General features: G+C 71.3%; 14 protein-coding genes. 10 read left to right on the forward strand and 4 right to left on the reverse strand.

Annotated elements, in window-relative coordinates; all coding sequences use genetic code 11:
* Positions 1-167 precede the first annotated feature (167 nt).
* Together OG624_RS01345 and OG624_RS01350 are read left to right on the forward strand one after the other, a co-directional pair.
* Positions 168-761 carry an NAD(P)H-dependent oxidoreductase gene (locus OG624_RS01345; protein WP_033224295.1) on the forward strand — a complete coding sequence of 198 codons (594 nt, stop codon included), beginning with the start codon at positions 168-170 and terminating at the stop codon, positions 759-761.
* Positions 762-881: 120 nt separating this feature from the next.
* Positions 882-1,436 carry a flavoprotein gene (locus OG624_RS01350; protein ID WP_033224294.1) on the forward strand — a complete coding sequence of 185 codons (555 nt, stop codon included), beginning with the start codon at positions 882-884 and terminating at the stop codon, positions 1,434-1,436.
* A gap of 19 nt (positions 1,437-1,455) precedes the next feature.
* Here OG624_RS01350 and OG624_RS01355 read toward each other — a convergent pair whose 3' ends face one another.
* Positions 1,456-1,776: a hypothetical protein gene (locus OG624_RS01355; RefSeq protein ID WP_371638904.1), complete on the reverse strand. Its 321-nt coding sequence runs from the start codon at positions 1,774-1,776 to the stop codon at positions 1,456-1,458.
* A 399-nt stretch (positions 1,777-2,175) separates the two neighbouring features.
* Between OG624_RS01355 and OG624_RS01360 the strand changes: the two genes are divergently transcribed.
* A complete protein-coding gene (locus OG624_RS01360) occupies positions 2,176-4,059 on the forward strand; it encodes an ABC transporter ATP-binding protein (protein WP_266356164.1) in 1,884 nt (627 codons plus the stop codon).
* Positions 4,060-4,155: 96 nt separating this feature from the next.
* Here OG624_RS01360 and OG624_RS01365 read toward each other — a convergent pair whose 3' ends face one another.
* A complete protein-coding gene (locus OG624_RS01365; protein ID WP_051763647.1) occupies positions 4,156-4,473 on the reverse strand; it encodes an ASCH domain-containing protein in 318 nt (105 codons plus the stop codon).
* Positions 4,474-4,675: 202 nt separating this feature from the next.
* Here OG624_RS01365 and OG624_RS01370 point away from each other — a divergent pair, with 202 nt between their 5' ends.
* The 3 genes from OG624_RS01370 to OG624_RS01380 all read left to right on the forward strand — a co-directional run bounded on the left by OG624_RS01370 (position 4,676) and on the right by OG624_RS01380 (position 8,613).
* A complete protein-coding gene (locus OG624_RS01370; protein ID WP_371638905.1) occupies positions 4,676-6,091 on the forward strand; it encodes a tyrosinase family protein in 1,416 nt (471 codons plus the stop codon).
* A complete protein-coding gene (locus tag OG624_RS01375) occupies positions 6,091-6,915 on the forward strand; it encodes a DUF2182 domain-containing protein (protein ID WP_051763645.1) in 825 nt (274 codons plus the stop codon). The genes OG624_RS01370 and OG624_RS01375 overlap by 1 nt, the downstream gene beginning before the upstream one ends.
* 90 nt (positions 6,916-7,005) lie before the next feature.
* Positions 7,006-8,613, forward strand: coding sequence for a phospholipase D-like domain-containing protein (locus tag OG624_RS01380; RefSeq protein WP_158711922.1), 1,608 nt, complete (start codon positions 7,006-7,008; stop codon positions 8,611-8,613).
* 12 nt (positions 8,614-8,625) lie between these two features.
* Here OG624_RS01380 and OG624_RS01385 read toward each other — a convergent pair whose 3' ends face one another.
* Positions 8,626-9,174, reverse strand: coding sequence for a GNAT family N-acetyltransferase (locus tag OG624_RS01385; RefSeq protein WP_371638906.1), 549 nt, complete (start codon positions 9,172-9,174; stop codon positions 8,626-8,628).
* Positions 9,175-9,355: 181 nt separating this feature from the next.
* On the opposite strand from OG624_RS01385, the gene OG624_RS01390 reads away from it, so the two are divergent.
* On the forward strand, positions 9,356-9,745 hold the full coding sequence (locus OG624_RS01390; RefSeq protein WP_371640816.1) for a hypothetical protein: 390 nt from the start codon (positions 9,356-9,358) through the stop codon (positions 9,743-9,745).
* 27 nt (positions 9,746-9,772) lie between these two features.
* Here OG624_RS01390 and OG624_RS01395 read toward each other — a convergent pair whose 3' ends face one another.
* The gene (locus OG624_RS01395; protein WP_371638907.1) at positions 9,773-10,789 is read right to left on the reverse strand and encodes a phosphotransferase; all 1,017 of its coding nucleotides are present in this window, start codon (positions 10,787-10,789) and stop codon (positions 9,773-9,775) included.
* Between the two features lie 210 nt (positions 10,790-10,999).
* Between OG624_RS01395 and OG624_RS01400 the strand changes: the two genes are divergently transcribed.
* From OG624_RS01400 to OG624_RS01410, 3 genes are all read left to right on the forward strand, one after another.
* Positions 11,000-11,626, forward strand: coding sequence for a hypothetical protein (locus OG624_RS01400; protein ID WP_326746778.1), 627 nt, complete (start codon positions 11,000-11,002; stop codon positions 11,624-11,626).
* Positions 11,627-11,766: 140 nt separating this feature from the next.
* Positions 11,767-12,330, forward strand: coding sequence for a hypothetical protein (locus OG624_RS01405; RefSeq protein ID WP_371638908.1), 564 nt, complete (start codon positions 11,767-11,769; stop codon positions 12,328-12,330).
* An 80-nt stretch (positions 12,331-12,410) separates the two neighbouring features.
* On the forward strand, positions 12,411-13,016 hold the full coding sequence (locus tag OG624_RS01410; protein WP_371638910.1) for a TetR/AcrR family transcriptional regulator: 606 nt from the start codon (positions 12,411-12,413) through the stop codon (positions 13,014-13,016).
* Position 13,017 lies beyond the last annotated feature (1 nt).

Consider the following 13,017-nt stretch of genomic DNA (forward strand, 5'->3'; position numbering starts at 1 on the left):
CCGGGCGGGCCGCGCACGCGCAGCGCCGGGCACCACCCTCGTGGGCGCGAAACCGGCCCCGGTGGTCGGTGGCCGCCGACCGGGGACGAGAATGAGGCCGGGAAGCGAGCCGTCCGGCACCTCGGATCAGGTGGCGACGAAGGCTCGTGTCGATCGGGGGGACGCACATGCAGATCGGGGTGTATCTCGCACACCCGCGGCCGGGGAGCTTCAACCACGCCGTGTTCGATGCCGTTGTGGAGGAGCTGCGCGGCCGGGGATGCCGAGTGGTCGCGCACGACCTGTGCGCCGAGGGCTTCCCAGCGTCGCTGTCCGCCGAGGAGACCGGCACGGTCGAGGCGGCGCCGGGCGCCCGCGACCCGCAGGTGGCGCTGCACCAGCGGGAGTTGACCACCCTTGACGCCCTGGTGTTCGTCCACCCGAACTGGTGGGGCATGCCGCCCGCCGTTCTCACGGGCTGGGTGCAGCGTGTCCTCGCACCGGGCGTCGCCTACAAGCTGGGCACGGCGGACGGCGAGCCCGCCCCCCTCCTGAAGGCCGACCGGGCACTCGTACTGAACACGTCCGACACTCCGCTCGAACGGGAGGAGAGGGAGTTCGGCGACCCGCTGCAGCGGATCTGGGCGGCATGCGTCCTTCCCTATGCGGGAATCACCGACGTGCGACGCACCGTCTTCCGGACGGTCACCGACTCCTTCGACGAGGAGCGGGCGGCCTGGCTGCACCAGGCCCGCCGGTTGGCGGCCGAGCTCACGGAGTGAAACGCCTCCGATGCTCTCGGAGACCACCCACACGCTCCGGCGCCGTGGGTGCGGAGCCCGCGAGAACTGCCCCGATCCGGAAAACGTGATCAAGCTCGAAGCATGTGATCATATTGCGGCATGACCACGAAGACTCTCCACCTGCTCTGCTCCGCCGCCCCGCCCGTCTTCGACGTCGCCCGGGTCATCGAGGACGCCCAGGCCCGCGGCTGGGACGTATGCCTCGGCCTCACCCCCACCGCGGCGCACTGGCTCTCCCAGAGCCTCGACGGACTCGCCGCTCTGACCGGCCATCCCGTGCGATGGCAGTACAAACTTCCCGGCCAGCCGGACGTATGGCCGGCGGCCGACGCCGTCCTCTTCGCACCGGCCACCTTCAAGACCATCAACGCGTGGGCCCTCGGCCTGACCGACAACCTCGTCGTCGGCCTCGCCGCCGAGGCGACCGGCAAGCGTACGCCCGTCATAGCGATGCCCTGCGCCAACACCGCGCTTGCCGCCCACCCCCAGTTCGACATCTCCCTGAGCACCCTGCGCAACGCCGGAGTCGAACTCCTCCACGGCGAGTCCGGATACACCCCGGACCCCGCCGACCCGGACGCTCCGATCCACTTCCCCTGGGACACCGCCATCAACGCCTTGGGCGCCCTCGACCCCGCCGTGCCGCAGGCCTAGGCGGTCCGGCCGTCACCGGTCACCCGTACTCCAGGACACGGCCGTCGACGGTCCCGACCAGCAGCCGCCCCCGCGGAGCCACCGCCAGGGAGAGCGCGCAGGTCGGGACCCCGCCGACGGTGAGGGTGGTCTGCCGGAGCACCACGCCCGTGGCGGCGTCCAGGGCGGTCAGGGCGGTCAGGGCGGTCAGGGCTCCGGAATTGTCCGTCGAGTAGACCCTCTCGCCGTCCAGGGATCGCCGTACGACGTACGAGGCCCCTGCCCCTGAGGGTGGAGGACGGAGCCCACGTACACCAGGGACTCCCCGATCGCTCCGTCGGAGGGTCGGCACAGGGGTCACACGGGGCGTACGGGTCCCTCCAGGTGGCGGAGGCTCGCGTTCGCCCTGTCCCATCCTGCGGGCGGGGTCCGCGTCCGACCGCCCGGGGGCGGGCCACGGGCCCGCAAGTGGTTTCCGGTGGGCCGGCCCCCGTACCGGCGGGTTCCGGCCAACCTCCTGTGCGTCCGCTCCCGGAAGCCCAGGGGTGCCCGGATTCGATCAGCGGCCACCGCCAGGGAGCCGTCGCCGCGAGGTCGGCCAGATCCCGCTGCTCCGGCCGTCGGCCTGCGTTGTACTCACTGCCCCCAGTTCCCGCGACCACGCAGCCGCCCCTCCGCACACCGCGGAGCCGGGCTTCTCCGTCATGCGCTGCGAGCGACGAACCGGCCTCCACGACAACCCGGTTGAAGGAGACGCAGCATGTCCCAGCAGCAGGCCGAGCGGCGGAAGGCCGCCGCACCACCCGCCCCTCCCGAGTTCACGTACACCTGGGGCCGTCACAACGAGACCATGGAGGCGCTGTCGCTCGGGCAGATGGCCCGCCGGGTCCCGTCCGCCCTCCGGCAGACGGCGCGGCTCGCGCTCGCCGTCAACCGCACCGCGTTCCATGTGCTGGTCACCGCCCAGGTCCTCGGCGGGATCTGCACGGCGGCGGCGCTCGCGGCCATCTCCCGGGCGATGGTCCCGCTCCTGACCGGCGACGGCGTCCAGGAGCGGATCGCGGCGGCGGCCTGGCCGCTGGTCGTCGCGGCCGCCATGACGGCGCTCGGCGCTCTGGCCTCCATCACCTCGGGCAGCGCGGCCCGCCGCCTGAATCCCGGTATGGCCACCCTCGCCGACCTCGCCATGGTCGACGCCCACATGGACGTCGAACTCGACGCCTACGACGCGCCCGACTTCACCGAGCGTTCCGAGGCCGCCGAGACCGGATCCGCCCGCTCCGCCATGCTGCTGCAGGACGCGCTCGGCTTCACCGGCGGTCTGATCGACATGGTCGCCGTGGCGTCCGTCCTCGCGGTGGTCCACCCCGTGCTGCTGCCGTTGCTCCTGCTGTCGGTGATCCCGCGCGGCCTCGGCTCGGTCTACGCCGCCCGCCTCGACCACCGGCTCCACAACCAGACGGTCGGCTCCCGCAACATCAAGCACATGATGCGCTGGCACCTGACCACTCCGAAGCTCGCCGACGAGCTGCGCGGCAACAGCATGCGTCCGTACGCCCATCATTGGTACGCGGCGGTCTGCGAGCGCATCGACTCCAGGATGGTCAGCTCCGCGCCCCGCTACCTCACCGTCCACCTGACCGCCGCCACCGCCTCGGGGGTCTTCGTCCTGGCGACCTACGGGGCCCTCGCCGGGCTCGTCGTGGGCGGGTACATGGCGATCGCCGCGGCCGGCACGGCGCTCGTGGCCATGCGGACCTCCACCGCCGCCCTCTCGCAGCTCGTCGTCTACGGGGCGGCGATGTTCCAGCACGCCCTCTACCTCGGCGACTACACCGCCTTCGTCGCCGAGGCCGCCGAGAGGTCCGGTCCCCGCGGCCCGCAGGTGATGGAGGTCGCGCCGGAGAAGATCCGTCTGGAGGAGGCCACGTACACCTACCCCGGCAAGGACACCCCCTCGCTCGGGCCGGTGTCGCTGACCCTGTCCCGGGGCGAGGTCGTCGCCGTCGTCGGGGAGAACGGGGCGGGGAAGTCGACGCTGATCCGGTTGCTGACCTCGCTGACCGTCCCGACGTCCGGCGTCGTCTCCTGGGACGGTGTCCCCACCTCCGACGCCGATCAGCGCACCGCCTGGCAGCACGTCGGCCTCGTCACCCAGTCCTACGGGTACTGGCCCTTCTCCGCTCGGGAGAACATCACCCTCGGCCAACCCGGCCCGCGGGGCGAGGAGGCCGTCTGGGACGCCTTGGACGCGGTCGGCATGCGGACGACCGTCCAGGAGTTCCCGAACGGTCTGGACACACTCCTGGCCCGCTCGGTCTGGGGCGGGCACGAGCCCTCCGGCGGCCAGTGGCAGCGTCTGGCGTGCGGGCGGGCGTTCCATCGGAAGCCGGGGCTGCTGGTCATGGACGAGCCGACGTCGGCCATGGACCCGCGCGGTGAGCACATGGTGTTCTCCGGACTGCGGGACATGAAGGACGACCGGATCACGGTGATCGTCACGCACCGGATGGAGAACTGCCGCCTCGCCGACCGGATCGTCGTCCTCGACGCGGGACGGATCATCGAGCAGGGCGGTTACGAGGAACTGGTGCGCCTGGACGGCTCCTTCGCCGAGCTGGTCCGACTCTCCCAGGACAGGTAGCCCGGTGCGGTCCGGGGGACGGGTGGCGCTCCACGTCCCCCGGACCCGCGGCCTCGGTGAGGGCGCCGCGTTCGCGTCCTCACCGAGGCCACCCGCTCATGCCACCGGCCGGAAGTGCACGATGGTGATCCGGTCGGCCGGCTCGATGTCGGGGTAGTGGTAGCGCAGTCGGTCGTGGAGCTCGGCCAGGTCACGGAAGCCGTCCGCCCGGGCGTCCGCCTCGGTCAGCCCGTCGACCGTCGTGCCGGTGAGCCGCGTGACGACACCCGGCAGAGCCACTTCCTCGTCCGACTCGAACACGAGGCTGACCGGGCCCACCTCGACCGGGTCACGGAAGCGGACGGTGGTCGTCTTCCGGCCCGCACGCACGGCGTCGAGGTAGTCGGGATGGAAGTACAGGGAGGGCGCGTTCATCGACGCACCCTAACCGGTGTGGTGCCGGTCGGACCGGGCCGGCGTCCGCTCCCCGCGCGCCGAGTCGATCACAGGATGCCGTTTGGGTAGGGTTCATCCCGAATTCGTTCGTTCGCGACCTGACGCGATGGGGAACCGGCGGCGCGGCGGTGCGAGGCACGAACCTCGTGACGGCCGACCGACGTGACGGAAGGCGGACGCGTTGAGCCCTCAGCCGGTCGTGCACGTGCGCAGGAACGTGTGGACCCTGCCGGAAGACGACCTGACGCTCACGCACTACGCGGCAGCCGTCGCCGAGATGAAGCGGCGGGACGCGGACGACCCCACGAGCTGGTCCTACCAGGCGGCCATCCACGGGACGGCCCAGACACCGCCGAAGCCGCTGTGGAACAGCTGCAAGCACGGCTCCTGGTTCTTCCTCTCCTGGCACCGCATGTACCTCTGGTACTTCGAACGGATCGTCCGCGCCGCGGTCGTGGATCTGGGCGGACCGGCCGACTGGGCGCTGCCGTTCTGGGACTACGACGCCGATCCGTCGCAGGCCCGGATCCCACAAGCCTTCCGTGACGAGGAAGGCGGCGCCAACCCGCTGTTCGCCGACCGGGCGCACCGCCTCAACCGGGGTGAACCCCTCCCCTTCCAGATCACCTCCCCGGCCTACGCGATGGGGCGCACCCTGTTCGTCGGCGAGGCCGAGTTCGGTGGCGGCATCACCCCGGACGGCGACGCCTTCTGGAACCGCGACGGAGCCGTCGAGAACACCCCGCACAACGCCGTGCACAGTCATATCGGCCGCTGGATGGGGAGGACCGACACGGCGGCGCTGGACCCGATCTTCTGGCTCCATCACGCCAATATCGACCGCCTCTGGTTCGCATGGGCGAGCCGCCCGGGACACGACGATCCGACGGACCCGCGCTGGATCACGCAGGAGTACCGGTTCTTCGACGCCGACGGGAGCGAGCGGAGACTGGCGGCGTCCGCCGTCGTCGACATCGCCGACCAGTTGGGGTACACGTACGAGTCGCCCGTACCGGTCGCTCCGCCACCTCCGGCTCCGCCCCTGTTTCCCGTGCCCGAGGTGTCGATGAGCCGCCCGAACGCGTCCGAGCCGACACCGTCGGTGCCCAAACGCCGTGAGATGGCGGGCGCGTCACTGCAGACCGTGCGGCTCGTCGGTCGTGCGGCGAGCGTCACCGTACCGATCGACGGACGCACGACGCGGTCGCTCGGCCTGGCCCTGGGCGTCCCCGACCCCGAGGCCGATCGACGCGTGTACCTCAACGTCGAGGACATCGAGGGCGAGGAGAACCCCGAGACGGTCTACGGCATCTACGTCAACCTGCCCGACGGGGCCACCCCTGAGGTGGCGGAGAGCCATCGGGTGGGCAACCTGTCCTTCTTCGGTATCGAGCGCGCCCAGGATCCTCGGGGCGACGAGCACCCGCACGGTCTGCGGGTGACCGTCGAGATCACCCCGCTCGTGCGCCGGCTGGTGGCGCAGAACGCGTGGGACGACCAGGCGCTGCGCGTGACGTTCCTGCCGCTCGGCCCGGTCGACGGGGAGGGCGAGGACCCGCCGGTCGAGATCGGACGGGTCAGCCTCGGCTACACCTGATGACGGTGCGGGGCACGACGGCGCGGGCCGCGTCGCGGGTACGGCCGCTGTGGACGGCGCCGGTGCGGCGGTTGCTGCGGCCCCGTGTCTCGCTCGTCTTCGAGCTGGTGGCCGTCGCCGCCTGGATCGCCCTGATCGCATCGGCCGTGACCGGCGACTCGCACGACGGCGACCGTGCCGGGGCCTCGCACCACCACATGCCCGCGCCGCACGAGGTCCACGGCGCTTCCGTTTCCGCTTCCGCTTCTGTGAATGTGGCCATGTGGGCGTTGATGAGCGTCGCGATGATGCTGCCTGCGGCCGTCCCCGCGCTCGTTCACGTGGGGACGAACAGCCTGCGGTGGCGTCGCCGGCGCGCGATGGCCACGTTCGCCGCCGTCTACCTGGCGGTCTGGATCGGATACGGCGCCCTGCTCCTGGCGCCCGCACAGCTCTGGGCGCGACTGCCGGAGGGTGTGGCCCTCGCGTGCGCACTCGCGCTCGCGGCCGCCTGGCAGCTGACGGTCCACAAACGCCGGGCCCTGCGCGACTGTCACCGCTCCTCCCCGCTGCCGCCGAGCGGCCGGCGCGCCGTGGCGGGGACCTGCCGCTTCGGGCTGCGTCAGGGCTGGGCGTGCTTGCGTTCGTGCTGGGCGCTGATGCTGGTGATGGCCGTGGCGAGCGGCGGAAACGGGATGCTCGTGTGGATGGCCGTACTCACCGGGATCGTCATCACGGAGAGGCTGGCCCGCACGCCGCGGCGCCCGACCCGGCTCGCCGCCGCGGTCCTCGCCGTGGCCGCCCTCGCGGTCCTCCTGCCGGACACTGCCTGGCGGTGGTCCTGAGCGGGGAGGGGGTGCCTCCGCGCCGGAGTGCGCGCGTCCCGGCGCGGGGTGAAGCTGGTCTTGACGTCCCGGGGACCGGGAGGCATGGGCATGAGAGTGCAGAGCAGTTCCGGGCCATTGCGCGTACAAGCCATCGCGGGGACCCATGTGGTGGTCCTGGGGTTCGACCACGATCGAGCCGCCATGGACGACGTACTCGGTTTTGGAGTCGAGCGGTTCGACCACACCACGGGCCGGCACCGCTGGCTCGACAACCGGCTCCGCTTCCCGCAGGCGAGGCGCCGGTGGGGGTCCAACTGGAACCCGTTCCAGACCTTCACCTGGGCCGACTACCGCGTCGAGCCGGGGCGGACGTACACCTACCGCGTGCACACCATGACCGGAACCCCGGGCGAGGAACTCACCCCGGTCTCGACCGTCGAGCTGCGGGTGCGGGCCGAGGAGCCGGGCGTGCACGGTGTCTGGTTCAACCGTGGCGTCTACGCCTCGCAGGCCTACGCCGAACGTTTCAAGAACCTCCACCCGCGTGACGTACCCAACCGTGAGGCCTGGCGTTGGCTCTCACGCGGCCTGGAAGAGGCGCTGCTCGCCTTCATCGGCACCGCCGACGGCGACCGCGGGCAGCTCCGGGCGGCCTTGTACGAATTCGAGTACCTGCCCGTTCTCACCGCGTTCCGGGTGGCCGCGGACACGGGTGTGGACGTCCGGCTCGTCGTGTTCGACCACCCGCACAACCGTGAGGCCGTGGCCGCCGCCGGCATCGAGGACCTGGTCGTGACCTGGCGGACCCGCGCCACGATCCCGCACAACAAGTTCGTGGTCGTGAGCCACGAGGATGCGCCCCGGGCCGTGTGGACCGGGTCGACCAACATCACCGAGAACGGCATCTTCGGACAGTCCAACGTCGGACACACCGTCACCGACGCGTCCGTCGCACGGCAGTACCGCGACTACTGGGCCCAGCTCGTCGCGGACCCCACCCCCGGCACCCTCAACAACTGGGTGGACGTCCACAGCCCGATGCCCGACCCCTGGCCCGCGGGCATGACGGTCGTGTTCAGCCCGCACACGCACACCACGGCCCAGGACCGTTGGGCCGAGCTCTTCGGATCGGCCCAGGAGCTGGTGTGCATCACGTTCCCGTTCAATTTCGATCCCCGGTTCGCCGACCGGCTTCCCGGCGACCATCCGGCACTGCGTTGGCTGCTGTTCGAGGACGCCAGGGTCGCCGACGCGCACCGGAGCCTGGTCACCGATCCCGAGACCGAGCTGGTGGCCTGCGGACTCGTCGAAGAGGGCGGCCTGGCGGGCTGGGCGGCCGAGCACGACAACCCGTTCTCCAACAACATCGAGTACCTGCACACGAAGTACCTGCTGATCGACCCGCTCGGCGACGATCCGATCGTGGTCACCGGCTCCGCCAACTTCAGCAACCCCTCAGCGAACCGGAACGACGAGAACATGCTGGTGATCCGGGGCGACCACGGCCTCGCGGAGATCTACTTCACCGAGTTCTCCCGCCTGTTCAACCACCACCGCTTCCGGGACTCGCTCCGCCTGGCCGCGCACCAGCCGACGCCCGGCCCCGAGACGGGAGTCGAAGCCCCGGTGCCGCTCGTCGCCGGGCACTGGTCGGACAGGTACTACGACGAACCGGCGCGCGACCACCAACGCCGGCTGCTGGCCGGCTCGCCGTAGCGCGTGCCCGGCCTAGACCTCGGGCAGGGTCGGGTCGGGCGTCCAGGGGCTCGGCGCGGTGATGGCCCAGCGTTCGTGGTCGCGCCAGCCGCCGTCGATGTAGAGGTAGACGGGCGAGAGGCCTTCGTAGCGGAAGCCCAGCCGCTGGACCAAGGCCAGGGAGGCTTTGTTCCCGGGCTGGATGTTGGCCTCCAGCCGGTGGAGCCGTAGGTCGGTGAAGGCGTGCCGCAGGGTGGCGGCGACCCCTTCGGTCATGTACCCGTGGCCCGCGGACGGGGCGAAGGCCGCGTAGCCGAGGGAAGCGCCCTGGTAGCGGCCCCGGATGATCGAGTTGATGTTGACCATGCCGACGGTCGCGCCGGTCTCCCGGGCCCGGACCAGGAAGCCCCGGTTGGTGCCGTCGTCGAAGCGGGACATCCAGGCCTGGAACTCTTCAGCGGTCGCGGGTAGTTGCATCCACGGCCGGTGGAGTGCGGAGCTGGCTCGCACGAGCGTGCAGAACTCGTCCTGGTCGGAGAGGGTGAGCGGGTTCAGTTCGACCCGTGACGGCGTATCGATCATGGGCCAACGTTACCCAGGGGGTGTCACCCGCTGGGGGCCGCGTAGCGTAGGCCCGATGCGTTTGCCTTGATGTCCCGGCCTCGCAGCGCCCCGTGCGGCCCGACAGAATGACGGCATGACCATCTTCCGCTGTGCCGACTGTCAGCAGCCCGTGACCGGCGAAGTGGTGTCGGGGGAACCGGTGTCCTACCCGCAACTGCTCACCCCCGAGGAGCAGCTCGCCGACGCGAAGAGGCTGGCGAGCCTCCCGCGTATCGTCGTGATCTGCGGCTCCACCCGCTTCATGACCGAGATGAACGAGGCCGATCTGCGGGAGACCGAAGCCGGAAGGATCGTCGTCAAACCGGGCTGTGACATGAAGTCGCCCCACGCACTCTGGTCCGATCCGGTCGAGGCGGCGGCACTGAAGGTGCGACTCGACGATCTGCACCGGGCGAAGATCCGGCTCGCCGACGAGGTGCTCGTGGTCGGCGACTACATCGGAGACAGCACCCGAGCCGAAATCGCCTACGCCCGGTCCCTGGGCAAGCCTGTGCGGTTCACGCACCCTGAAGTCGACCCTGACGCCTGACCGAGCAACGCCCTCCCCGGCTCGAAGTCAACGGCATCGGCCGGCGAAGGCCGCCTGGACCTCATCGGCCCGGTCGGTCCACCAGTGCAGCAGTGCCTCGCCTTCCAGGAACATCTTCCCGAAGGCGGGGTCCTTCCGGGCGAGGAGGAAGTCCAGCTGCCAGTAGTCGGTCAGGCGCTTCCACCACAGCCGGGTCACCGCGTCGGCCAGGTCCGCCACGGGCAGGTCGATCACCGAGCGGTACCCGGCCGTGAACGCGGCGACGCGGTCGAGGTCGAAGACGCCGTCGACGCCGAACTGGACCTGCGCGGTCCGCGCGACCTCCTCCCCGTACGGCCGGACTCCGAGCCGGTCCCAGTCCAGGATCGCCACGACCTCGCCGTCCCGGCGCAACAGGTTGCGGTACTGGAAATCGCCGTGCGTCCAGCCGTAGGGCCCGGCCGGGATCTCGCCGTCCGGTCGCCGGTCCGCGTACCGGTTCAGCAGGGCGCGCCGCTCGCGCAGGGCGGCGTCGAGGCCGGGCATCGGGTCGGCGGGAAGCCGGGCCGTCAGGGCTTCGGCGGCGCTGTCGGCCGTGGCCGCGCCGGTGGCCTCGGCCCGTGGGGGCCGATCCGGGAGCGGGCCGGGGGCATGACGGCGCAGGGCTTGGTGGAGGCGGGCGAGGAGCACGCCGAGTTCGCGGGCCTGGTCGAGGGTGAGTTCGGTCCCCGGTACGTGCCGGCCGTCGACCCAGGCGAGGACGCAGTGGCCGTGTCCGTCGAACTCCGCCACGAGGTCTCCGCTCACGGTGGCCACGGGGGCGGGCACGGGCAGGCCGTCACCGGCCAGGTCCGCGAGTACGGAGAGGTTCCTGCGGACCTCGGGCAGCGGGACGTCGGTGATCTCCTTCACCGCGTACGGGCCGGACGCCGTGTCGACGCGCCAGTTCCGGTTCATCAGGCCATGGGCGAGGTAGCGCCGGTCGTACACCTCGCCCAGGGCGAACGCGCGCGTCACCGCGTGCAGCGCGGTCGGCAGCGGGTCCTCGCGGGGTACGTCGGTCACCTGCCGCACGGTACGCCGGACCGTGTCGCCGTTCACACGGAAGCGGGGAAATGGCCCCCTCCTGGGGGTGTTTGTCACTTTCGGACAGTGTGAGGGGAATTCAGGTCATTGCCTCCGAAGAGGGTCCGCGGCGGCGGCGCCGCTGTCGCACGCTGGAACGGATCCCGCTTCCGGTAGGGGCGAGGGCACCGAGACACAGGGGGAAGGGCCATGGGGGTACGTACGCGAGTACGACGCGGGTCGGCGGTCGTGGCGGGGGCCGCGGTGTTGGCCGTCGTGGCAGCGGTTCCCGCGGAGAGCGCCGAGCCGTGGCGGCCGCGGCCGGGGACCTTGTACATCTCCGACATCCGCCTCGGGGACGGGATCGGGTGGTACGCCCCTCCGGTCCAGCCGCAGTGGGGCCAGTCGTACGACTGCCTGCGGGACTGGCCGGTGCATCCGCCCGAGGTGAACGTCTGGCACCGGGAGTTCTCCACCGCGGAGACCGCCACGGCCGAACAGAAGGTGGTGGTCTTCCCGACCGAGGGCGAGGCCGTCGCGTTCGCGGCGGCCGCCCGGCAGAACTACGCGGACTGCCCGCGCCGCGAGAACCAGCGGCCCGGTATCACCGCGACGGGCTACGACCACGGAGCCGTGGACGTCGAGGAGGGCGCCACCCTCCAGGGCATGTACACCTTCGACGGCAACGCGCAGGAACGCCCCCACTTCAACTACCTGTGGGGCGTGGGCCGTGACGGTGACACGGTCACGCTGGTCAGGTGGTCGAGCTACTGGGGTGCCCCGCCGGTCGAGGCCTGGAAGAAGGTCCTGCGTACCGCGGTGAACAAGCTGTACTAGGAGCGCGCCCTCCCCGGCGGTGCGGTGCGGACGAGGAAGGCCGGCCCGTCCGCACCGCACCGCACGGACCAGGGGTGCAGGCCGCCTCGTAGCCTGTCGCGCCGATCGTCCAGCTGTACGCCGCCGACGCCCTCGGCGTCGTGGAGTTCCCGCCCGCGTGCGATCTGCTGCAGGTCCTCTGGTGCCCCCGCGCCCACGACGGCCGATGGGTCCTCCCGGAGGTGCACTGGCGGGCCGCGGGGACGGTCGGGACGGTGCGCGAGGCTCCCCCGCTGCCCGCCGGGACGCCGTACGGACACGTGCCGAAACCGTGCGTGGTCCATCCGGAGCTCATCACGGAGTACCCGAGCTGGGACCTGCCCTACCCCCTCTGGGACGCTTTGGAGCCGCGTTTCGCACAGGTGGAGGCGGAGACGGGATGGGACTACCAGTACCACCTGTCCACCGCTCCGGGAACCAAGCTCGGCGGGTACCCCGGCTGGGGCCAGGACCCGCAATGGCCGGACTGCTCGGGGTGCGGCAAGCCGATGGATCATCTGCTGACGGTGGCGAGCAGCGAGGCCGATGCGGCCTGGACGCCCTTCGAGGATGAGGGCGTCCGGTACGAGAGCGCCGACCTGATGCTCGGTGACATGGGCGGGATCTACCTCTTCGAGTGCCGGAGCTGCCCGGGTCGCCCCGTCAAGGACCGCTTCGGCTCCTGAGTCGTCGGGCAGGACCGTTGATCGGCCGGCGCCCTGCGTGCTTTAATAAATGCACGTGCATTTATTAAAGAGGAGTGAGCGTGGCCGGACGTCCCCGTGGGGTGGAAGACCTGGTGATCCTGCGGGCGGCCGCCGAGGTGATGGGTCGGGTGGGGCCGGCCGGGTTGACCCTCGCGGCGGTGGCCCGCGAGGTCGGTCTGGTGCCGGGCACCCTCGTGCAGCGGTTCGGCTCCAAGCGTGGTCTGGTCCTGGCCCTGGCCGACCAGTCCGTGCGGGACGCGGACGCACTGCCCGAGCGGATCCGCGGGGAGCAGGGCTCGGCGCTCGGGGCCCTGGCCGCCCTCCTCGCCGAGTGGATGGCTCCGATGGTCTCCCCGGAGACCTTCGCCCATCATCTGGCGTTCCTGTGCATGGATCTCACGGACCCCGAGCTGCACGAGCGGGCCCTCGCCGTACACGAGGCCCAGCGCCGGGCGGTCGGCACACTGCTGACGGATGCCGTTGCCACGGGCGAGCTCCGTGCCACGACGGATGTCGAGGCCCTCACCGCGACCGTGCAGGCCGTCACCTCCGGCGCGGGCCTCATCTGGGCGCTCGACCGGCAGGGCGCCCTCGTCCGGCGGGTCCGGCACGAACTGGACGCCGTGCTGGCCCCCCACATCGCCACCCCCGCCCCCACCGCCTGAA

This window comes from Streptomyces virginiae (genome assembly GCF_041432505.1).
GTDB lineage: Bacteria > Actinomycetota > Actinomycetes > Streptomycetales > Streptomycetaceae > Streptomyces > Streptomyces virginiae_A.

What these genes read in the sequence shown, in the direction of transcription:
- OG624_RS01345 (WP_033224295.1), top strand. Translation starts at nt 168, where the DNA reads ATGCAGATCGGGGTGTATCTCGCACACCCGCGGCCGGGGAGCTTCAAC.
- OG624_RS01350 (WP_033224294.1), top strand. Translation starts at nt 882, where the DNA reads ATGACCACGAAGACTCTCCACCTGCTCTGCTCCGCCGCCCCGCCCGTC.
- OG624_RS01360 (WP_266356164.1), top strand. Translation starts at nt 2,176, where the DNA reads ATGTCCCAGCAGCAGGCCGAGCGGCGGAAGGCCGCCGCACCACCCGCC.
- OG624_RS01365 (WP_051763647.1), bottom strand. Translation starts at nt 4,473, where the DNA reads ATGAACGCGCCCTCCCTGTACTTCCATCCCGACTACCTCGACGCCGTG.
- OG624_RS01375 (WP_051763645.1), top strand. Translation starts at nt 6,091, where the DNA reads ATGACGGTGCGGGGCACGACGGCGCGGGCCGCGTCGCGGGTACGGCCG.
- OG624_RS01380 (WP_158711922.1), top strand. Translation starts at nt 7,006, where the DNA reads ATGAGAGTGCAGAGCAGTTCCGGGCCATTGCGCGTACAAGCCATCGCG.
- OG624_RS01385 (WP_371638906.1), bottom strand. Translation starts at nt 9,174, where the DNA reads ATGATCGATACGCCGTCACGGGTCGAACTGAACCCGCTCACCCTCTCC.
- OG624_RS01400 (WP_326746778.1), top strand. Translation starts at nt 11,000, where the DNA reads ATGGGGGTACGTACGCGAGTACGACGCGGGTCGGCGGTCGTGGCGGGG.